The sequence below is a fragment of the Longispora sp. NPDC051575 genome (genome assembly GCF_040681875.1).
In the GTDB taxonomy this organism is placed as follows: Bacteria; Actinomycetota; Actinomycetes; order Mycobacteriales; family Micromonosporaceae; genus Longispora.
Genome location: NZ_JBFAZP010000002.1, coordinates 427946 through 449204, shown reverse-complemented (window position 1 = coordinate 449204; position 21259 = coordinate 427946). Strand labels below are relative to the sequence as shown.

The 21259-nt window shown below is 74.6% G+C and carries 16 protein-coding genes; 12 read left to right on the top strand and 4 right to left on the bottom strand.

Translation table 11 applies throughout. The features are described from left to right. Window positions 1-29: 29 nt before the first annotated feature. The gene (locus tag AB0M43_RS05720; protein ID WP_363721507.1) at window positions 30-974 is read right to left on the bottom strand and encodes a helix-turn-helix transcriptional regulator; all 945 of its coding nucleotides are present in this window, start codon (window positions 972-974) and stop codon (window positions 30-32) included. Between the two features lie 289 nt (window positions 975-1263). Between AB0M43_RS05720 and AB0M43_RS05715 the strand changes: the two genes are divergently transcribed. The 7 genes from AB0M43_RS05715 (at window position 1264) to AB0M43_RS05685 (ending at window position 11580) form a co-directional block, all read left to right on the top strand. After that, window positions 1264-2811, top strand: a complete 1548-nt coding sequence (locus AB0M43_RS05715; RefSeq protein ID WP_363721506.1) for a S8 family serine peptidase — start codon at window positions 1264-1266, stop codon at window positions 2809-2811. Between the two features lie 408 nt (window positions 2812-3219). Further along, window positions 3220-6246: a metallophosphoesterase gene (locus tag AB0M43_RS05710; protein WP_363721505.1), complete on the top strand. Its 3027-nt coding sequence runs from the start codon at window positions 3220-3222 to the stop codon at window positions 6244-6246. 253 nt (window positions 6247-6499) lie between these two features. After that, window positions 6500-7879 (top strand): MFS transporter, encoded by a 1380-nt coding sequence (locus AB0M43_RS05705; protein WP_363721504.1) that lies wholly within the window; start codon window positions 6500-6502, stop codon window positions 7877-7879. A 124-nt stretch (window positions 7880-8003) separates the two neighbouring features. Continuing rightward, the gene (locus tag AB0M43_RS05700) at window positions 8004-8993 is read left to right on the top strand and encodes a hypothetical protein (RefSeq protein WP_363721503.1); all 990 of its coding nucleotides are present in this window, start codon (window positions 8004-8006) and stop codon (window positions 8991-8993) included. A 140-nt stretch (window positions 8994-9133) separates the two neighbouring features. After that, window positions 9134-10258 (top strand): hypothetical protein, encoded by a 1125-nt coding sequence (locus AB0M43_RS05695; protein WP_363721502.1) that lies wholly within the window; start codon window positions 9134-9136, stop codon window positions 10256-10258. Between the two features lie 142 nt (window positions 10259-10400). Beyond that, window positions 10401-10898: an NUDIX domain-containing protein gene (locus tag AB0M43_RS05690; RefSeq protein ID WP_363721501.1), complete on the top strand. Its 498-nt coding sequence runs from the start codon at window positions 10401-10403 to the stop codon at window positions 10896-10898. Between the two features lie 16 nt (window positions 10899-10914). Beyond that, complete coding sequence (locus tag AB0M43_RS05685; protein ID WP_363721499.1) at window positions 10915-11580, top strand: HAD family hydrolase; 666 nt, start codon at window positions 10915-10917, stop codon at window positions 11578-11580. On the opposite strand, the gene AB0M43_RS05680 is transcribed toward AB0M43_RS05685, so the two are convergent. Then, the gene (locus AB0M43_RS05680; RefSeq protein WP_363721497.1) at window positions 11574-12725 is read right to left on the bottom strand and encodes a CAP domain-containing protein; all 1152 of its coding nucleotides are present in this window, start codon (window positions 12723-12725) and stop codon (window positions 11574-11576) included. The genes AB0M43_RS05685 and AB0M43_RS05680 overlap by 7 nt on opposite strands. A gap of 148 nt (window positions 12726-12873) precedes the next feature. Then, window positions 12874-13332, bottom strand: coding sequence for a DUF4440 domain-containing protein (locus AB0M43_RS05675; protein ID WP_363721495.1), 459 nt, complete (start codon window positions 13330-13332; stop codon window positions 12874-12876). Between the two features lie 48 nt (window positions 13333-13380). Here AB0M43_RS05675 and AB0M43_RS05670 point away from each other — a divergent pair, with 48 nt between their 5' ends. Next, window positions 13381-13992 (top strand): TetR/AcrR family transcriptional regulator, encoded by a 612-nt coding sequence (locus tag AB0M43_RS05670; RefSeq protein ID WP_363721493.1) that lies wholly within the window; start codon window positions 13381-13383, stop codon window positions 13990-13992. Window positions 13993-14077: 85 nt separating this feature from the next. Next, the gene (locus AB0M43_RS05665) at window positions 14078-15898 is read left to right on the top strand and encodes an SIP domain-containing protein (protein WP_363721491.1); all 1821 of its coding nucleotides are present in this window, start codon (window positions 14078-14080) and stop codon (window positions 15896-15898) included. Window positions 15899-15936: 38 nt separating this feature from the next. Here the strand turns inward: AB0M43_RS05665 and AB0M43_RS05660 are convergent, their stop codons facing one another. Beyond that, entirely contained in the window at window positions 15937-18168 is a 2232-nt protein-coding gene (locus tag AB0M43_RS05660) for a helix-turn-helix domain-containing protein (RefSeq protein ID WP_363721489.1), read from the bottom strand. Between the two features lie 160 nt (window positions 18169-18328). On the opposite strand from AB0M43_RS05660, the gene AB0M43_RS05655 reads away from it, so the two are divergent. The 3 genes from AB0M43_RS05655 to AB0M43_RS05645 all read left to right on the top strand — a co-directional run bounded on the left by AB0M43_RS05655 (window position 18329) and on the right by AB0M43_RS05645 (window position 20933). Further along, entirely contained in the window at window positions 18329-18784 is a 456-nt protein-coding gene (locus tag AB0M43_RS05655; protein ID WP_363721487.1) for a carboxymuconolactone decarboxylase family protein, read from the top strand. Between the two features lie 87 nt (window positions 18785-18871). Further along, window positions 18872-19327, top strand: a complete 456-nt coding sequence (locus tag AB0M43_RS05650) for a DUF1801 domain-containing protein (protein WP_363721485.1) — start codon at window positions 18872-18874, stop codon at window positions 19325-19327. A gap of 460 nt (window positions 19328-19787) precedes the next feature. Continuing rightward, entirely contained in the window at window positions 19788-20933 is a 1146-nt protein-coding gene (locus AB0M43_RS05645; protein ID WP_363721483.1) for a helix-turn-helix transcriptional regulator, read from the top strand. Window positions 20934-21259: the final 326 nt, after the last annotated feature.

Here is a 21259-nt window from a genome sequence, read left to right as displayed (position 1 = left end):
ACTGAATAACTCTGGATAACCCGGGCGGGTCAGGTCCACTGCCAGGCGATGCCGTACTGGCCCGGCGCCGGATCCAGGTTGATGAACTGGAACGACCGCGCCTCGCAGTCCAGCGCCCGCTCCTCGCGCTTCTCGGCCGGCTGGCTGACATGCCCCTGCCAGTACGCGTAGCAGCGGGTCGGCAACCGGCGCGGGTCGAACGTCACCTGGAGAACGAGGTCGCGGACGGGCCGGTAGATCGCGATCTCGGCGTGCCGGTCGGTCTGCCCGGGCGGGTACCGCAGGCCGAACTCGACGGCCGCCATCTCGCCCGCCCGCAACGGCCGGGGCAGGAGGAACTCGAACACGCAGGTGTTGGTGGGCACGTCGGCCCGGAACCGGCCGGGCTGGCAGCCGTCGGCGAACGTCACCATGGGCGGCTGGGGCAGGGTGCTGCACCGGGACACGAAGATGACCCGGGTGGTGTTGTCCCGGTCGGCGCGGATCAGGCGGCGGACCCGGACGGACTCCTCGTGGCCGCTCGCGTCGACCCGGTAGGACAGATGCTGGGACACCTTCAGGGGGTGGTTGAGGTCGTCGGGGGTCGCGTCGACCTTCGCCAGGGCGCGGACCACGGCGTCGGGGAGCCGCCACAGTTTCTCGAAGCCCATGCCGCTGGTGCGCGGCACCCAGCGGCCCCGGGGGCGGCGGGGGCCGATCAGCTCGCTGAGGGCGCCGGCGGGCAGGTCCAGGAGGTCCTCCAGGACCGTGACGGCGGCCAGGGAGCGGGCGCGTTCGGGCTGGTTGTCGCCGTTCTGCCAGTAGCTCAGGGCGCTGGCGCTGACCGGGGTGCGACGGTCCCGCAGCCGCTGGGACAACTCCTCCAGGCTGAGCCCGCTGTGTTGGATGGCCCGGCGCAGGGCGGCGCCGAAGGCGCTGGTGCCGGCGAGCAGCGTACCCGTCGCGGTGGTTGTGGTTTGTGAGGTTATGTCCATGTGGGGGACCTCGTTCAGCCATGGACGCCGGGACGGTGGAGGGGAGGTGCGGGCGTCCGGTACCTCGGCACTGCGGGCTCCATTCTAAGACCAGGATCGATCATCGCGGGTGGGTACCGCCGCATCGTGGGAACCGAGACTGGACACTCTGGCGGCCGTTGACCTGCGGTGGAGCGCTTCGTATAGTGGCGCCTTACCTGGCCGACCGCACGGCGGACCGGCCAGGGATCGAGGGGCGGAATCCACGGTCACGAGACGTGCCGTGTCGATCCCCCCTGAGGAGACATCCGTGAACACCCGCCGCTCCCTCGCGGTCCCCGTGGCGCTGCTGGCCGCCCTCGTGGTCGCAGCCCCACCCGCCGTCGCGCAGACCCCGACCCCCACCGGACCGGTACTCGTCCCGGCCGGCGCCGAACTCGTCCCCGACAGCTACATCGTCACCCTCAACGACACCGCGGCGAAGCTCAGCCGGTCGCCGGCCCGGGCGGTGGTCGGCTCCGTCGCCGGTGACCTCGCCGGCCGGCACGGCGGGACCGTCCGCCGGGTGTACTCCGCGGCCCTGCACGGGTACTCCGCCCGGATGACGGCCGCCCAGGCCCGGGCGCTCGCCGCCGACCCCCGGGTGGCCGGCGTCCGGCAGGACACCGTCGGGCACTCCGCCGCCGCGCCCTGGAACCTCGACCGGATCGACCAGCGGTCGCTGCCCCTGTCGACGACCTACACCGCCCCCAACGCCGGGGCGGGCGTGAACGTGTACGTCATCGACTCCGGCGTCCGCATGTCCCACCAGGACTTCGGCGGCCGGGCGGTCAGCGGCTACGACTTCGTCGACGACGACACCGACGCCAGCGACTGCCTGGGCCACGGCACCCACGTGGCCGGCACCGTCGCCGGCGCGACCTGGGGCGCGGCGAAGGGCGCGAAGGTGTACTCCGTCCGGGTCATCGACTGCGACGACAACGCCTCCGACTCCAACACGCTCGGGGCCATCGACTGGGTGACCGAACACGCCGTCAAGCCCGCGATCGTGAACATGAGCATGCACAGCTCCGCCGGCGGGCTGGACCAGGCGGTGAAGAACTCGATCGCCACCGGCATCACGTACACGCTCGCGGCCGGCAACCAGGGGGCGTCCGCCTGCGGGCAGTCGCCGGCCAAGGTGGCGGAGGCGATCACGGTGGGCAACACCACGAAGACCGACGCGCGCCGGTCGGACTCCAACTACGGCACCTGCCTGGACCTGTTCGCCCCGGGGTCCGACATCACGTCGACGAGCTCGGGGTCGGACACCGGGACCTCCGTCAAGACGGGTACCTCGATGTCCGCGCCGCTCGTCGCCGGGGCCGCGGCGATGTACCTGGCCACGAACCCGACGGCCAGCCCGCAGCAGGTCCGCGACGCGCTGGTCGGCTGCGCCACCCCGGGCAAGGTGACCGGCGCCGGAACGGGTTCGCCGAACCTGCTGCTGTACGTGCCGTGCGGGGCACCCGTCCCGGTGAGTTTCGAGAACGCGACCGACGTGCCCGTACCCGACTGGTCCACCGCCACCGGGGCGATCACGGTGACCGGTCGGTCGGGCCCCGCGCCGGCCGCGTTGAAGGTTTCCGTGGAGGTGCGGCATCCCTACCGGGGCGACGTGGCCCTGACCCTCGTCGCGCCGGACGGCAGCACCTACGCCCTGAAGGCCGCCCTGGTGTCCGACCTCGCCGACGACGTGGTCGCGACCTACACCGTGGACGCGTCCTCGGAGGCGGCCGACGGGGTCTGGCAGTTGCGGGTCCAGGACACCGTCGGGTTCGACACCGGCTATCTGGACCGGTGGGTCCTGACGTTCTGACGCGTCGTGGGCGGCGTTCCGATCCGACGCGAGGCGGCCGGCCGACCCCCTGTGGGACGGCCGGCCGGCCCGGCGTGCGGACGCGTCCGGCCGGTCAGCGGACGTGATCGGCGGCCCGACCAGACTTATCCAGTACCGGTGCGGAAGTCACGGACACCTCGCATCGACGCTGGTTATGGTCACGGCACCGGTGATCCCGGGACTTCTCCCGAGGAGGTGACCGACACCCCCACAGAGTTTCCCAGGCGTCCGACCGGTCCGTGGGGGCCGCCCCTCGGCGGGCCGCGGACGCACCGATCGCACCACCCGACAAGCGTTCCCGCCGCGGCAACCCGCGGCGCCCTCTCCGGTGGCCGGGCCACTCCTCCGGCCCGGCCACCGTCATTCCCCCCTCACCGAAGAGGACCCATGCGAACCACGAGAACAACCAGAAGGACGACGCTGGCGGCAGCCCTCGGCTGCGCGCTCGCGCTGGCCACGGTGCTCACCGTCGCCAGCACGTCGGCGGCCACCGGCCCGCGACCCGACCTGGCGGCCATGGCCGCCCCCGAACCCGCCGACCAGACCCCCCAGCTGGCGGAACCCAACACCGTGACCGGCCGGGCGGCGGTCACCGGTGCCCCCGGGGCCGCGCCCCGCACCGTGTGCCACCAGGGCGCGCGCTGGCTGCGGCTGCGGTTCACCGAGCTGTCCCTGCGGGGCGCCGACTCCGTCACCGTCACCGGCACCGCCGGCGGCGGGCACACGTTCACGGCCGCGAACTGGCCCGGCCGGGCGTTCACCACCCAGGCGTTCGGTGGGGACTGCGTCCAGGTCAGTCCACAGTTGACGGACCCGGGCAGCCGGTTCGCCGTCGACTCCTACCAGGCCGGCGCGACCTCCCTGACGGACGCCTCGGTGACCGTCGCGGCCGTCGGCGACCTGTGCGGCAGTTCGTGCAACCAGACGGCCGCCCTGGTGACCGCGATGAACCCGGCGGCGCTGATCCTGGCCGGGGACATCGCCTACGACAGCGGCAGCACCTCGGACTTCAACAACAAGTACGACCCGTACTACGGCAAGTTCAAGTCGATCACCTACCCGTCGCCGGGCAACCACGAGTACAAGACCTCGGGGGCCAGCGGCTACTTCGGCTACTTCGGCACCCGGGCCAAGCCCGCAGGCTTGAGCTACTACAGCTTCGACGTGGGCGACTGGCACTTCGTGTCGCTCAACTCCAACATCGACATGGGTACCAGCTCCGCGCAGACGACCTGGCTGAAGAACGACCTGGCCGCCAACACCAAGCCGTGCACCGCCGCCTACTGGCACCACCCCCGGTTCAGCGGCAGCAGCCACGGCGACCAGACGGCCGTGAACCCGCTGTACACGGCGTTGTACAACGCGCGCGCCGACCTCGTCGTCGTCGGGCACGACCACAACTACCAGCGGTTCGCGCCGTCGAAGCCGGACGGCACCCGCGACGACGTCAACGGCATCCGCCAGCTGCTGATCGGCACCGGCGGCACCGGCACCTACTCGCTGGACTCCAACACGGCCGCCGTCCGGGAGAAGGGCGACGCCAACACCTTCGGCGTGGGCAAGCTGACCCTGTCGGCGACCGGGTACAAGGCCGACTTCGTGCCGGTGGCGGGGCGGACCTTCACCGACACCGTCTCCGGCACCTGCCACAAGGCGACCACGACCGCGGACTTCGGCGTCACGGTCAACCCGACCTCGCTGTCGGTGCCCCAGGCCGCCAGCGGGTCCGCGACAGTCTCGGTGGCCAGCCTCAACGGGTTCGCCGGCGCGACCACCCTCACGGCGTCCGGGCTGCCGGCCGGCGTGCAGGCGTCCTTCTCGCCGAACCCGGTCACCCCGGCCGCGAACGGCACCGCCACGGCCACCCTGTCGCTGACCGCCTCGGCGTCGGCGGCCACCGGGACCAGCACCGTCACGGTCACCGGCACCTCCGGGGCGCTCACCCACACCGCGACCCTGCAACTCACGGTCACCCCGGCCGGGGGCGGCGGCGGCACGGTGTTCGCCGACGACTTCGAGTCCGACAAGGGCTGGACCGTGAACGCGGCCGGCACCGACACCGCCACGTCCGGCCGGTACGAGCGCGGCGACCCGGAACAGACCACCGACCCGACCTCCGGCATCGTCGAACAGCGCGGCGACACCACCAGCGGATCGAACTGCCTGGTCACCGGCCGGCTCGCCGGAAGCGGCGACGGCGCGAACGACGTGGACGGCGGGGTCACCTCGATCCGGTCGCCGCAGATCACCGTACCGGCGACGGGTAGTTCCGCCCTGTCCTTCTCCTACACCTACTCGTTCGGGGACAACACCACCTCCGCCGACTACCTGCGGGTGAAGGTCGTCGACGGCACCACCGGCAGCACCGTGCTGGAGAAGCTGGGCGCGGGCGCCAAGGTCGCCGGGGTCTGGCAGCAGGCCACCGTCAACCTGTCCTCCTACGCCGGCCGCACCGTGCACCTGCTCGTGGAGACCGCGGACGCCTCCGGCGGCAGCCTCGTCGAGGCCGCGGTCGACGACGTGCGGGTCACCACCACCGGCACCGGGGCGGCGGACTTCACGGTCACGGCGGCCCCGACGACCCTGAGCATCCCGCAGGGCCAGAAGAACGTCAGCACGGTGAGCGTGACCAGCCTCAACGGGTACTCGGAGTCCACGGCCCTGACCGTGTCCGGCGCCCCGGCGGGCGTGTCGACCCTGTTGCAGAACAACCCGGTCACGCCCGCCGCCAACGGCACCGCCACCGCACAGCTGGCGATCGCCACCACGGCCACGGCCGCCGCCGGCACCTACGACCTGACCGTGACGGCGGCCGGCGGCACCCTGTCGCGCACGGCCACCGTCCGGGTCACCGTCACCGGGGCCACCAGCGCCGGGTTCGCCGACGACTTCGAGACCGACAAGGGCTGGACCGTGAACGCGGCCGGCACCGACACCGCCACCTCCGGCAAGTGGGAACGCGGCGACCCGGAGCAGACCATCGCCACGAACGTCAACCAGGTCAAGCAGCTGGGCGACACCACCAGCGGGTCGAACTGCCTGGTCACCGGCAGGCTCGCCGGGGCCACCGACGGCGCGAACGACGTGGACGGCGGGGTCACCTCGGTCCGGTCACCGCAGATCCTGGTGCCGGGCGCGGCGAACCTGACGTTCCAGTACAACCTCGCGCACGGCGGCAACGCCACCGCCGACGACTACCTGCGGATCACGGTGATCGACGGCGGCACGGCGACCACGGTGTTCGAGAAACTCGGCACCGCCAGCACCGAGGTCAACGGCGCCTGGCGCGCCCAGACGGTGAACCTGTCGGCCTACGCCGGCCGGACGGTCCAGATCCAGATCGAGACCGCCGACGGCGGCACCACCAGCCTCTGGGAGGCGGCGGTCGACGACCTCGCGGTCACGGCCGGCTGACAGCGGCCCCGGGTCCGTGGCGTGCCCACGGACCCGGGGCCACCCCGACGAAAGGAGCTTCCGGGTGTACCTGTCCAGCGCGCGCGCCACTCCCGTTCCACCCACCGAACCCGCTCCGGGCGCCGATGCCTCACGGGTCGGCGCCGACGGTCCACGTGCTTCCGGCGGCCAGCCTGCCAGCGCCTCGCCCGCTGGCGCGTCGCCCGCCCACGGCGGCGGTCCACTCGCGACCGGTGACCTGGCCGTCGAGGGCTTGACCGCCACCGACGGCCGTCCCGGCACCGACGGCCGCCCCGCCGCTGACGGCCGCCCCGCCGCTGACGGCCGCCCCGCCGCTGACGGCCGTCCCGCCGCCGGGAGCGGGCCCGGTGCGCGCGCCGCGACCCGGGTCTCCGGCACCGTCGTCGGACTCGGCCTGGTCAGCATGGTCACCGACATGTCCGCCGAGATGGTCACCGCGATCCTGCCCCTGTACCTCGTCTACCGGGTCGGCGTCGGCTACGCCCAGCTCGGCGCGATCGACGGCCTCTACACCGGGGCGACCGCCGCGCTCCGCCTCGTCGGCGGCCACCTCGCCGACCGGCTCCGGCGGCCCCGCCTGGTCGCGGCCTTCGGCTACGCGCTGTCCGCGCTCACCAAACTCGGCTTCCCCCTCGTCGGCGGATCCCTGGCCGGCATCTCCCTGGTACTGGCCGCCGACCGGGCCGGCAAGGGCATCCGCACCGCGCCCCGCGACGCCCTGATCACCCTCGCCACCCCGCCCGCCGCCCTGGGCCGGGCGTTCGGCGTGCACCGGGCACTGGACACCGCCGGGGCGCTCCTCGGGCCGGTGCTCGCGTTCGGCCTGGTGGCGGGCCTGGCCACCGGGTACGACTCCGTGTTCGCCGTCAGCTTCTGCCTCGGCCTCGTCGGCGTCCTGCTCCTGTTGTTCCTCGTCCCCATGCCCGCCACCGGCCGGCGTCCCGACGGCGCCACCCCGGTCACGCGTGGCGGGCCCGGTCTGCGGGCCGGGCTCGCCGTCCTCGGCCGCTCGGGCCCGCGCCGGATCGCGGTCGCCGCCGGGCTGCTGGGACTGTGCACGGTCGGCGACATGTTCCTCTACCTGGCCCTCCAGCAGCGCGCCGGACTCGACCCGGCCGTCCTCCCGCTGCTCCCGCTGGGTACCGCGCTGACGTTCATGCTCGCCGCCGCCCCGGTCGGGCGGATCGCGGACCGGCTCGGCCGGTGGCGGGTGTTCCTGGCCGGCCACGTGCTGCTGCTCGCCGGGTACCTGCTCGTCGCGGGCGTGCCCGGCTGGCCGGTCGCCGCCGCCGTACTCGCCTGCCACGGTCTCTTCTACGCCGCCACCGACGGGGTCCTGATGGCCTGCGCGGCGCCCCTGATCCCCGAGCCGGTCCGCGCCACGGGCCTGGCCGTGGTCCAGACCGCCCAGGCGCTCACCCGGGCCGGCGGCGCGGTCGCGTTCGGACTCCTCGCCCAGAGTCTCACCCTGCGCCCCGCGTTCCTCGTGTTCGCCGCGGCCCTCGGCGTCGCCCTCGTCGCCAGCGCCCGCATCGGCCGCCAGGGCACTACCCGCCAGGGAGGCGCCCACACCGGCCACCAGGACATCGGCCGCCCCGGGACCGCGCTATGACCGCCACATGCAGCACGGCGACCGCCACGTGCCGCACCGCGCGGCGGGGCCCGGATCCCTGCTCCTCTCCTGAGGTCACCGGCGACCGCCACCCTCGTTCCACCGACCGCCCGGAGGCACCCCGGTGACCGCAACCCTCGCCCCGCCCGCCCGAGCCACCCGCCCCGACCGCCGCCGCCCCCTCCTCGGGATCGCCCTGATCGTCACGACCCTGCTGGCCGGCGGCGCGTACGTCGCCCTCCGCCCCGGCCACGACACGTCCGGCGGCCCCCCGGTGGACCTGACCCGGCCGGGCACGATGCTGTACGTGGCCGGATCCCCGGGCAGGGTCACGCAGGCGGCACTCGCCGAACCGGGCCGCGTCCTGGGCTCGGGCCCGGCGTGCGAGCGCGCGTACGCCGCCGCCGGCATCCTCGTCTGCCTGCGGACGGACGCCGCCCCGGGCTCGACCCGCATCGTCGTGTACGACGCCCACCTGGCCGAGCGCCGCACCCTTTCCGCGTGGGGCACCCCGAGCCGGGCCCGGGTCTCCCCGTCGGGCCGGTTCGTCGCGTGGACCGTGTTCCGCGACGGCGACTCGTACCTGAACGAGGGGCGGTTCTCCACCACCGCCGGCCTCTACGACCTGGAGACCGGCACCCACCACGGCTCCCTGGAGGACTACGCGGTCACCGTCGACGGCCGCCCGTACTCCGCGCCCGACATGAACTTCTGGGGTGTCACCTTCGCCCGCGACGACCGCACCTTCTACGCCACGATGTCCTCGGCCGGCCGGACCTGGCTGATGCGCGGCGACATCGGCACCCGCCGGATGACGGCCGAACGCGGCAACGTCGAGTGCCCGTCGCTGTCCCCGGACGGCACCCGGATCGCCTACAAGTTCCGGACCGGCGACCGGTGGCGGCTGCACGTGCTCACCCTGGCCACCGGGGCCGACGTGCCGCTCGCGGAGCCCGCGCACGTCGACGACCAGCCCACCTGGCTCGACCCGGCCACCATCGCCTACAGCCGTCCCGAGGCCGGCCGGCCGACCCTGTTCGCGGTGCCCGCCGACGGCACCGGCACCCCGCGCCTCCTGCGCGCCGACGCGACGTCCCCGGCCCCACTGCCATGACACCCCGCACCCACGAAGCGGATCCGGCCGAGGTCCCCGGCTCCGTGCCGTCCGGCGCTCCAGGAGCGGATCCAGCCGAGATCCCCACCGCTGTGCCATCCAGCGCCCACGAAGCCGTCCCAGCCGAGGAACCTGCCGCCGTGCCTCCCGGCATCCACGAAGCCGGCCCGGTCGAGGTCCCCGCCGCCGTGCCGCCCCGCACCGTCACCCCGGCCCGGCTCCGGAAGGCCGCGCTGACCGTCGCGCTCGTCCTCGGCGCGGTCGTGGTCGCGCTGCCGTCCCCGGTGCGCCCGGGACCCGCGCCGCGCGGGGGAGAGCCGGCCGGCCTCGGCGACGTGTGGCCGCACGCGAGGCCCGTCGAGCTGCGGGGGAACCTGGACGGCGGGGCGCCGTACACCCCGATGGTCGTCGGTTCCGGCACTTCCGTGGGCGTGTCCCCCTCGGCCGACGGCACCCAGGTGCGCCTGATGTTCCTGCCCGAGGGGGGCCCGCCGCGCGTGGTCCGGGCGCTGCCCGCCGACCGGTCCCCGCGCTTCGTCGGCGTGACCGCCACGGCGGCCGGCCTGGTCTGGGCGGAGACCTTCGAAACCGAGACGACGGGTACCGGCGAGATCTGGCGCGCCGGACCCGACGGCACCGGACCGGCCCCGGTGACCGCCGACACCGGGCGCATGGTCGTGTTCGGCGCCCAGGGCGACCTGGTCGTCCACGACGCCACCGTGAGCTGGGCCGCCAGCGTCCCGGGCCCGGCCACCGAGATCCGTTCCGTGGCGCTGGCCGGGGGAGCGGTGCACCGCACGACCCTCCCCGGCCGGTACTCGCTCGCCGCCTGGCCCTGGGCCGTCAGCGCCGCCGTCGAACAACCGGGTTCCACGGACCTGGTCGACGTCACCACCCTGCGGAGCACCCCGGTGCGGGGCGAGGCCACCGAGATCCTCGACTGCGGCCCGGTCTGGTGCCGGGTCCGGGTGCTCCGCCAGGACGGCGTCGCCCGGCACGAACTCATGCGCCCCGACGGCGGGGACCGGCGCCGGCTCGCCGCCGGGGACCTGCGCCCGGCCCTGCGGGACGTCGCGCTCCTCGACCGTTTCGAGATCCTGCTGGGGACGACCGACGTGTACGTCTACGACACCACCCGCCGCCGCCTGGTCCGGGTGGCCGGACCGGTGGGCACCGTACTCGGCCACGGCGCGGCCCTGTGGTGGTCCACCGGCGACAACGACCGGCTGACCTGGCACGTCCTCGACCTCGGCGCCCTGGACTGACCCGGCGGCGCGCACAGCGGAAACGACGCGGCCGTGCCGGTTCACGGCGGGCGAGGTGCCGCCGGTCCTCGCGGAGGGGAGCGGCCCGGAGCGGAGGCGGCGGGACTGCGGCCGGACCCCGACCCCGGGTAGGTTGGCCGGCATGGAACCCCGCCTCCGACCCGCCGCCCGCGCGCTCGTCGTCGACGACTCCGGCCGGGTCCTGCTGTGCCGGTTCACGTTCGACAAGCCGGAGGGTCCCCTCGAGGTGTGGGCCACCCCGGGCGGCGGCGTCGAACCCGACGAGTCGCCCCTGGAGGCGCTGCGCCGCGAGCTCGACGAGGAGATCGGCCTGCGGATCACCGGGGACGACCCGCCGCACGTCTGGCACCAGGTCGTCGTGGCCGAGGGCCACGCGAAGGGCTACGACGGGGTGATCAACGACTTCTTCCTGGTCCGGACCGGCCCGTTCGAGCCCCGGGGTTCGATGACGGACGCGGAACTCGCCGCCGAGAACGTCACCGGCTTCCGGTGGTGGACCCCCGAAGAACTCGACGGGTACGAGGGGCCCGCGGTGTTCGCCCCGCGCGCCCTGTCGGCCGGGCTGGCCGCCCTGCTCGCGGGTGGCGCACCCCGGCAGCCGATCCCGATGGGCCTCTAGGGCCGGAGGTACGCCAGTGATCGACGCGGTCTTCTTCGACGTCGGCGGGACGATCGTCGACGAGTCCTACGAGTTCGAGGGCTGGGCGGACTGGTTCGGCGTACCCCGGCACACGATGTCGGCGGTCCTCGGAGCGGTGATCGCCCGGGGGCAGGACTGGCGGGAGACGTTCCGGACCTTCCGGCCCGGGGTGGATCTCGCGGTCGAGCGCGAGCGCCGGGCGGCCGCCGGCAGGTCGGAGTCGTTCGGCGAGGCCGATCTCTACCCCGACGCGCGGGGGTGCCTGTCCGCCCTGAGGGACCAGGGCCTGCTCGTGGGCCTGGCCGGCAACCAGCCCGCCCACGCGGAGACGATCCTCCGCGGCCTCGACCTCCCCGTGGACGTGATCGGCACGTCGGACGGCTGGGGCGTGGCCAAGCCGGAACCGGCCTTCTTCGAGCGGGTGGTCCGCGAGGGCGGCGGCGACGCGTCCTCGATCCTGTACGTCGGCGACCGGCCCGACAACGACGCGCGCCCGGCGATGGCGGCCGGTCTGGCGGCGTGCCTGATCCGGCGCGGCCCGTGGGGGCACATCCTCGACCTGCCGGACGTGGCCGGGCGGTGCCTGTTCCGCGTGGACTCGCTGGCCGAACTCCCGGGCCTGGTCGCGCGGCACAACGCCCGGGCCCGCGACGACTACTGAGTGCCGAACATCTGCGTCCAGTAGATCCGGCCGGCGCCGGACGCCTTGCCCACGCCCATCGCCTTCGACGCGCAGTTGAGGATGTTGGCCCGGTGCCCGGCCGAGTTCATCCACATGTCCATGGTGCTCTGGGCCGTGGTGCTGCCGGACGCGATGTTCTCGGCCGACGGCGTCAGGTACCCGGCCCGCTTGGCGCGGTCCCACGGGCTGACCCCCTCGGGGGTGGTGTGCGAGAAGTAGTCGCGGGCGACCATGTCGGCGCTGTGGTCGTAGGAGGCCTGGGCGAGCTTCACCTCGTAGCGGACCGCCGAACAGCCCGCTTCGGCGCGGCGCTGGTTGACGAGCGCGAGGACCTCGGCCTCCACGTCGCTGATGCCGGACGGCCTCGGCGGCACCGGAACCGGCTTCGCCGACGTGGGCTTCGCCTTCGTGGGCGACGGCTTGGCCGGCGTGGGGCTGGGCGCCACGGTCGGCGTCGGCGAGGGGGACGGCGTGGGCGACAGCGACGGCGTGGGCACCGGGTTCGTGCTGGTCTCCGCCGCGGGTTCCGGGACGGACAGCGACGGCGGCGGCCCGGACAGCGCGTCGGTGGGCCGCAGCTTGTACGCCGCCGTGCCGCCGAGGACCACGAGGACGGCGGCCGCCGCCAACCCGCCGACCAGCAGGGTCCGGGTGGCCCTGCCGCCGGCGGGGAGCGGTCCCAGGTCGACGGACGCGTGGTCGTGGCGGTCGGCCTCGGCGAACCGCGCGGCGAGCAGTTCGGGGGAACCGGTGAACACCCGGCCGGTCCGGAGCACGAGGAGCGCCGCGCTGACCCGGCTGATGTCGAGTACCCGGCTGATCTCCGGGGTGGTGAGGTTCCAGTACACCGAGAGTTCGAGGACCGTGCTCCGCCGGGGGCTGAGGTTCTCGGAGCGGGCGGTGGCCCGGCGGCGGGCGGTGCCCAGGAACCAGGGCAGCAGCGGGTAGGTCAGCGGCCGGTCGGTGGTCTGGTGCCACGCGTCGCGGAAGGACTCCCGGGTCGCTTCCTCGGCGAGGCGGCGGTCGCCGGTCAGTCGGTGCAGGAAGCCCACCACCCCGTGGTAGTGCCGGGCGTGCAGGGCGTCGATCGCGGAACGGTCCCCGAAGGACGCGTCGGTCGGCATCGTTACCTCACTCGGGTTGTCTGCCCCGCGAAGCTATGTGCCCGGAGGGCCGACCGGAAGGAATCCGCCGAATATTTAGGGAACTTTTGAGGTACGGGGACGCCGACTGCGACGTCACAGCTCCGCGCCCCCCGCCGGACAGCCGGCCCTACACGTCGTCCCACGCCATCGAGCACATCCGCCACCCGGCCGGCGTCCGCACGAACTGGGTGCTCTTGTGGCCGGCGCCCTCGAACCACGCGCCGTGCAGAAACCCCTTCTTGTGGTACTCGCTGAACCGGTGCGCGACGCCCCCGAAGATCTCGGTCCGCTCGGCGACCTCCCATTCGGAGAACTCCGTCAGCGTCCCGTCGGTGAGGATCTTCCGCCGGGGCGCGATGAAGCCGTCGAGGTCGTAGAGCACCGGCTCGGGTCCGACGTTGCTGATGATCCGGCCCTCCGGGATGAACACGTCGCGGATGACGTCGACGTTCGGGAGGGTGCCGCCGGTGTTGGTGAACGCGCCGAGGAAGGTGTGGGTCAGCCGGTCGAGCTCGGCCTTGACCCCGGGGTCCGGCGCGGCCCCGGGCCACTCGTCGGCGTTCTCGCGCGGTGGGATGACGACCATCGGCCCTCCATTTACATAACAGGTGTTTCGCGAATGTATCCTGGCCGCATGCCACGCCACAAGGGAGATCACGACGCCCGGCGCCGCGACGTGTCGGCGGCCGTGTGGCGGGTGCTGGCCGCGCACGGGTTCGGCGGGCTGACGATGCGCGCGGTCGCCGCCGAGATGGGCGCCACGACCGGCCTGCTCACGCACTACTTCCCCAGCAAGAAGGACCTGCTCGGCCACGCGTTGGCGCTGCTGGAGGAGCGCCGGGCGACCCGGCCGCGGCGTACCCCTCAGGAAGGGCTCGAAGGGTTTTCCGCGCTGCGCGCCGCGCTGGTGGACATCCTCCCGCTGACGCCCGAGGCCGCCGCCGACAACCGGATCTGGGTCAGCTCCTGGGACGCCGCGCTGGCCGACCCGGAGCTCGCGGCCGGGCACGCGGCCCGCTACGCCCGGTCCCGCGAGCGCCTCGGTCTGCTGGTCCGGGCGGCGCAGGCTCGCGGGGAGCTGGCGCCGGCCGACCCGGACGAGCTCGCGGCGGACATCCAGTCGTTCAGCCTCGGGCTCATCGTCCAGGTGCTGCTCGGCGGCGCGGACGCCTACCCGCCGGAGCGCCAGATCCGACTCCTCGACGGGTACCTGGCGCGCCTGACCCCCGCGCGCGCCATCGAATAGGCAAGGCTACCCTAAGTCGGCGTCGTCGGGTCGGGGTACGCTGCCGGTCGGGGCGCCCCGCGCCACCCCGCCCAAGGAGCACCGGATGCCTGGCCGCAGTCCCCGTACCCTCGTCACGTTCCCCATCGTCCTGCGCGAACTGACCGTCCTGCGGGTCACCGACGTGCACCCCGGGCTGCGGCGGATCACCCTCGGCGGCGCCCAGCTCCGGGCCTTCCACCGCGACGGCCTCGACCTGCCCGCCCTGCGCACCGAGGGCTTCGACGACCACGTGAAGTTCTTCTTCACCGCCCCCGGCGAGGACCACCCCGTGCTGCCCACCCAGAACGTCAGCCACCTCGACTGGCCCGCCGACGCCCGGCCGATCGGCAAGGACTACACCCCGCGCCGGTACGACCCGGAGGCCGGAGAGATCGACTTCGAGTTCGTCCGGCACGGCTGGGGCCACGCCGCCACCTGGGCCGAGCGGGCCGCCCCCGGCCAGACCGCGTGGATCGCCGGCCCGAAGATGTCGCACAGCCACCCGGCGGGCGTGGACTGGATCCTGGCCCTCGGCGACGAGACCGCCCTCCCGGCGATCGCCCGCTGGCTGGAGGAGATGCCCGCCGACACCGTGGCCCGGGTGTTCGTCGAGGTCGCGGACGCCTCGCACCGCCAGGACCTGCCGACCCGGGCCGCCGCCGAGATCACCTGGCTGTACCGGGACGGCGCGCCCGCCGGCACCACCGACCTGCTCGAACGCGCCGTCCGCGGCATGGACTGGCTGCCGGGTGCCGTGTTCGTCTGGGCCGCCGGGGAGGCCGGCACCCTCAAGGGCGTCCGCCGGCACCTGAAGGTCGACCGCGAGGTGCCCCGCGACCACACCGACATCACCGGGTACTGGCGGCGCACGGAGGCGGCCCGGGACGACGCCACCCACGAGCGGCTGCACGCCCTCACCGACCTGGCCCCCGGGTTCGCGATCCGGGCCGCCGTGACCCTCGGCCTGGTCGACCTCGTGCACGCCGGGGTCGCCGACGTGGCCGCGCTGGCCGACAGGACCGGCTCCGATCCCGCCGGCCTGGAAGCCCTGCTCGCGTACCTGGTCGCGATCGACGTGTTCGCCGTGGACGGTTCCGGTCGGCACCGGCTGACCCCGCTCGGCGAGGAGCTGGCCGAGGACGACCACTCCCATGAGGAGTACCACCTCGACGGCGCCCGGGCCGCCCTCGACCTGTCCCTCGCCGGCCTGGTGGACACCGTGCGCACCGGCCGCGCCGGCTACCGCACCTCCGCCGGGGTCCCGCTGGCCACCGCGATCGGGACCACCCCGGCCCTGGCCGTCTCGGCCCGCTCGGCGGTCGAGGAGACCGCCCTGTGGGTCGCCCCGGCCGTGGTCACCGGGTACGACTGGTCGACCGTGCCCGATCTCACCGGCGTCGGCAACGGGGCCGGCGCCGTCGTCAACGCGCTCGTCGGCGCCCACCCGGGCCTGCGCGCGACGATCGCCGGCCTGCCCTCCGCCCTGGACGCGGTCCGGATCCACGCCCTGGACCCGGGTTCGGCCGACCGGATCGAACTGACCCCGCGGAGCGGGCTGACCCCGCCGGCCGGCGCGGGGCTGTACCTGTTCGTCCGCGCCCTGGACTGGCTGACCGACGCCGACGCCGTCCTGGTGCTCGCCGAGACGGCCGGCCTGCTCGACGCCGCCGGCCGGGTGCTCCTCGTCGAGGAGTGCCGCCCCGAGGCCGTCGACGACGTGGACGTGCTGCTGCACGACCTGCGGCTGCGGTGCGCGTTCGGCTCCGGGCTGCGCGCGCCGGGGCAGGTGGAGGCGTTGGCCGGGCGGGCCGGGCTGACGGTGCTGTCCAGCCGGGACCTGGGCTGGGACCACCGGCTGTGGGTACTGGCCCGGGCGGCGGCCTAGCCGGGGCGTGGCTGGGCGGCTTCGACAGTGGCGGGCCGCTACCGGATGAGGTCGACGGCTTCCCGCGCCATTTTCTCGTCGTACGGCCGCCCCAGCTCCCGGGCCAGCTCGATCGTCCGGTCCAGCAGCCGCAACGCCTCGTCGCGGCGGCCGGCCACCCGGCACGTCTCGGCGTAGCTGTGCAGGACGTTCAGCTCCAGCTGCACCTCGGCCAGCGGCTCCAGCAGCTCGAAGGCGCGCCGGTGCTGGTCGAGCGCCTCCTCGTACGCGCCCGTGATCCGCAGCGCGACGCCGAGGTAGTTGCGGCACCACGCCTGGTTGTGCGCGAGGTTGTTCCGCTCGGCCAGCTCCACGGCGTCCCGGAGCAGGCGCAGGGCCTCCGCCGGTTCGTCCGGGGCCAGGGCGAGGCCGAGGGTGACGAGCCCGGGGATCCGGGCGGGCCCGTCGGCGAGGGCCAGCGACGCGCGGGCGAGGTCGACGGCCTCGCCGGGCCGCCCGAGGCCCAGGGTCACCCAGCCCTCGAACGCCAGCGCCTGGGCCCGCCCGGCGGGCCGGCCGAGCCGTTCGAACAGCGCGCCCGCCCACCGGAACCGTTCCCGGGCCGCCTCCAGGTCGCCGAGGTCCCGGAGCGCGAAGCCGGTCCGTAGCGCGAGACCCGCCGCGAGCTCGTCGTCGTCCGGGCCGGACCGCGCGGCCCGTCCGTAGGCGGCGAGGGCCTCGGTGAGGCGGCCGGCGGCGGCGCGGGCGAAGCCGAGGTCCGCGAGCAGCGCCGCCCGTTCCCGGTCGCGGCCGAGCCGCTCCGCCGCGGCCGCCGCGCCCTCCAGGAGGCGGGCCTGGTCGTCGGTGCCCCGGTGCCGGAAGAACCAGACCCGCATGGCCTGCGGCAGGGCGGCCACCACCTCGTCCGCGCCGAGGCGCACGGCGGCGTCGAAGCAGGCGACCAGGTTCACGTACTCCAGGTCGAACCAGGCCATCGCCTCCGCCGGATCGCCCGGCGTGGGCCGGGGGCGGTGCGGGGCGGGCAGGGTCGCGTCGTGGGCGACGGCTCGGGCCAGGTAGTGGTCCAGGACCCGGCGCAGGGCCGCGTCGGACTCCGGTCCCCGCTCGGCGGCGAGGTCGGCCGCGTACCGCCGGATCAGGTCGTGCGTCCGGTACCGGCCGGGGGACAGCTCCTGCACCAGGTGCGCGTCGACGAGTTCCTCCAGCACCTGGTCGGGCGCGGTGTCGGCGAGCGCGCCCGCCGCCGCCGCGTCGAAGTCGGTGCCGGGCAGCACGCCCAGGAGCCGGAACATCCGGCGCTGTTCGGTGTCGAGCTGCTGGTAGGACATGCCGAACACGGCGTCGAACCGGCCGGCGTTGTCCCGCAGCCGCTCGGCCAGCACCGCCACCGTCCAGCCGGGGCGGTGCCGGAGCCGGGCGCCGGCCATCCGCAGCGCGAGGGGGAGCCCGCCGCACTGCCGCAGTACCTGGCCGACCGCGTCCTGCCCGGTGAGGGTGAGCCCGGCGGCCCGGCCGAACAGGTGCGCGGCGTCCGCGTCGGCGAGCGGCTCCAGGGACACCGGGGGCACGCCGTCGAGGCTGACGAGCCGGTGCCGGCTGGTGACGAGGACCGCGGACCGCCCCGCGCCGGGCAGGAGCGGGCGCACGTGTCCGGCGTCGGCGGCGTTGTCGAGCACGACGAGGGCCCGGCGGCGGGACAGCTCGGACCGCCAGAGCGCCGCGCGTTCGGCGGCGCCGGCCGGCGGGTGCGTGATGTCCAGCGCGGCCAGCAGCCGGCCCAGCGCGGCCTGCGGCTCCAGGGGCTCCTGGCCGGGGGTGAAGCCGTTCAGGTCGATGTAGAGCCCGCCGTCCGGGTAGGCCGGGGCGAGCCGGTGGGCCACGTGCACCGCGAGGCTGGTCTTGCCGACGCCGCCCATCCCGTCGACCGCGACCGCGCCGGCCGTGCGCAGCAGCTCCTCGACCAGCGCGGCCTCGGTCTCCCGGCCGGTGAAGTCGAACAGGTCGGCCGGCAGGTCGTTGCGGCGCGGGGCGGGGGCCGCACCGGCCCTGGTCGCCTCGGCCCACCCGGCGCGCAGTGGCCGGGGGTCGCGGCCCACGACCCGGCACAGCGCCACGACGGCCTCCCACGGCGGCACGAGCCGACCGGCCAGGTACCGCGACAGCGACGAGCTGCTCAGGCCCGCCTGGAGGGCGAGGGCGCGCAGACTGAGACCGCTCAGCTCCTTGATCCGGGAGAGCTGGCCGACCAGGTGGTCGTGGGGGCTGGACACGTGCAACACCGTACCCGTCCCGCCCGGCGATTTCGGTTCAGCGCGGAGTCTGCCCTGGTGGAGGGGGTCGCGGGTGTCCCACGGTGTCCCACGGGCGGCGCGGGGACGGCGGCGTCGATGGTGGGATGACTCCTGTCAGCGACGCACGGAGGAGGACACGATGTCGACGGAGCGGATGCCGGACCCCGCGATTCTGGTCCCCGGGGCGAGGGAGGCCCTGCTGGGCGTCAACAAGGTCATCGCCGGTACCGGGATGGACGGCGGGCTGTTGGCGCTGTGCCGTCTGCGGGTCAGCCAGATCAACGGCTGCGGGCCGGGGGTGGCCGGGGGCGTCGGCGAGGCGGTCCGGCACGGCGCGACCGCCGGGCAGGTGCACGCCGTCGCCGCGTGGCGGGACACGCCCTGGTTCAGTGGACCCGAGCGGGCCGCGCTGGCCCTGACCGAGGCCGTGACCCGGCTCGCCGACCGCGCGGACCCGGTGCCGGACCCCGTGTGGGACCTGGCCGCCCAGCACTTCGACCAGCGGGAACTGGCCGCGTTGCTGCTCACCGTCGCGCTCGCCAACGCCTGCGACCGGCTCGACGCGCCGACCCGCCGGCAGGCCGGCTGTTCCTGAACCAGACCAACCGCAAGATCAACAATGCCACAATCGGTGGGTACGCCCGCCGGGCAGTCCGTCCGCACCTCTGAGAGGAACGTAGTCATGGCGACCACCAAGAAGACCCCCGACGCGACCGGCGAGAAGTACGACGGCTTCACCGAGGAGGAGCGCGCCGCCATGAAGGAGCGCGCCAAGGAACTGAAGGCGGGCGCCAAGCGCGTCAAGGTCGACCCGGAGGTCGAGGTGCTCGCGAAGATCGCCGAGATGTCGGACGCCGACCGCGCGATCGCCGAGGGCCTGCACGCCCTGATCAAGGCCCACGCCCCGGTCCTCACGGCGAAGCTGTGGTACGGCATGCCCGCCTACGCCCGCGACGGCAAGATCGTGTGCCACTTCGTGGCCGCGGGCAAGTTCAAGACCCGGTACGCGACGTTCGCCTTCAGCGACGAGGCCAACCTCGACCACGGCACCCTGTGGCCGAACTCGTTCGCGCTGACCGAGCTGACCCCCGCCGCCGGGAAGCGGATCGCCGCGCTCCTGAAGCAGGCCGTGAGCTGAACTCCCGGAGTGGCCCTCAGCGGGATGCCGGAACCTCCCGCTGGGGGCCGCTGTCCTTCGCCGGGGCTCTCCGCCAGCCACGGGCCCGGTGCCCGGCAGCGAGCGGGAGTACGCACCTGATCGTGCCAGCCGCAGGCCCGGTGCCCGGCGGCGAGCGGGAGCACGGCACCTGACCGTGTCACCGCGCGGACCCGGTGCCCGGTGGCGAGCGGGAGTACGCACCTGATCGTGCCATCGCGCGGACCCGGTGCCCTGCGGCATCGTCGAGGAAGTCACCGGCCCAGCGGCTCAAGCTGTCCTCGGCGGAGCCGCGAGTGTCCCGGGGAAGTCACCCGCCGGAGCCCGACCGTGCCTTCGGGCGGCCTTTCCGGAGAGTCCGACACCCGACTGTGTCCTCGGGCGGCGCGGGGGACCCGCGTGGGAGACTGGTGTCCCACGTCGCGAAGGCCACCTCCAGACGATGTCACCGATTCCCCCCACCCTCGCCGACCGGCTGTACGCCCTGCGCCGGCAACGCGGTTGGAGCCAACGGAAACTGGCGGCCCGGGCCCAGATCAGCAACGCCACCGTGTCGCGGATCGAGTCCGGCACCGGGCACGGCGTCAGCCTCACCATCGTGACGATGCTCGCCGACGCCCTGGGGTGCGAGGTCTCCGCCCTCCTCCTCGGCGGCCCGCCCACCCGCCAGGCGATCGACGACCTGGCCCACCGGGTGTACCGGTCCCTGCTCCCCCTGACCGCCCCCCACCGCGCCGCCGCCCCGTACCCGCAGCTCGCCGCCGACCTGGCCGCGCTCCGCACCGCCCGGGTGGCCTGCGACTTCGTCCAGGTCCTGGCCGTCGCGCCGCCGGTCCTGCGCGCGCTGTCCGTCCAGGACCGACCCGACGACACCACGCACGCGTGCTACGACGTCGCCCTGGCCCTGCGGATGCTCGGCCACCTCAGCACCGCGTTCATCGCCCTGAACATCGCCCAACAGGCCGCCGACCTGGCCGTGGCCACCGCCGCGCTGTCGCCGGTCGTCACCGCCCTGCGGGGTATCTTCGCCATCGAGGACGAGGAACCCGCCACCGCCCTGGCCCTGGTCGAACACGCCCGCCCGGCCCCCGTCGACGGTCCGGCGGCGGCGGCCGGCCACGCCACCCTCGCGATCGTCGAGGGACTCACCCACGCCCACACCCGCCGGTCCGACGGCAGCGACCAGGTGCACCGGGCCCGGCGGCTCCTGGCGCGGTCCGACGGCACGGCCGACCTCCTCGGTACCGGTATCTTCCGCCCTTCCGATCTGGACCTGTGGCACATGAAGATCGCGGTCGCCCGGCGCGACTTCCACGGCGCGCGCGCCCTCGCCGGCACCCCGCCGCCGGAACCGTTCACGGCACTGCTCTGGCAGCTCAACATGTGCACGGTCAGCCTCCGGCTCAACGAGGTCGACCAGGCCGCCGGCGCCCTCCTCGCGGCCCGCGACCTCGCGCCGCAGCTGCTCCCGGGCCGCCCGGAGACGGCGGGCTCCGCCGACACCCTGCTCACGAAACGCCTCAAGCCGCGGGTACTGCTCCAGCTGCGCGCCATCCGCGAGGACGCCTCAGCGTTCGCGGCCCGCTGAGCGGGCACACACCGCCCGCTGAGGCAGGCACACGCCGCCCGCCGAGCCGGCACCAACCGTCCGCTGAGTCGGCGTCGGCGGCCTGCCGGGCGCGCAGAGCCGCCCGTTGCGTCGAGCCGGCGGCGGCGGACCTGCGAGCGGGCACGAGCCGCCCGTTGCGTTGAGCCGGCGGCGGCCCTATGAGCGGACACAAATCGCCCGTTGGACCGGCGTCGCTGGCCCGGTGGCCGGGCACAAGTCGCCCGTTGGGCCGGCGTCGCTGGCTCGGTGGGCGGGCACGAACCGCCCGTTGGGCCGGCGTCGCTGGCTCGGTGGGCGGGCACAAG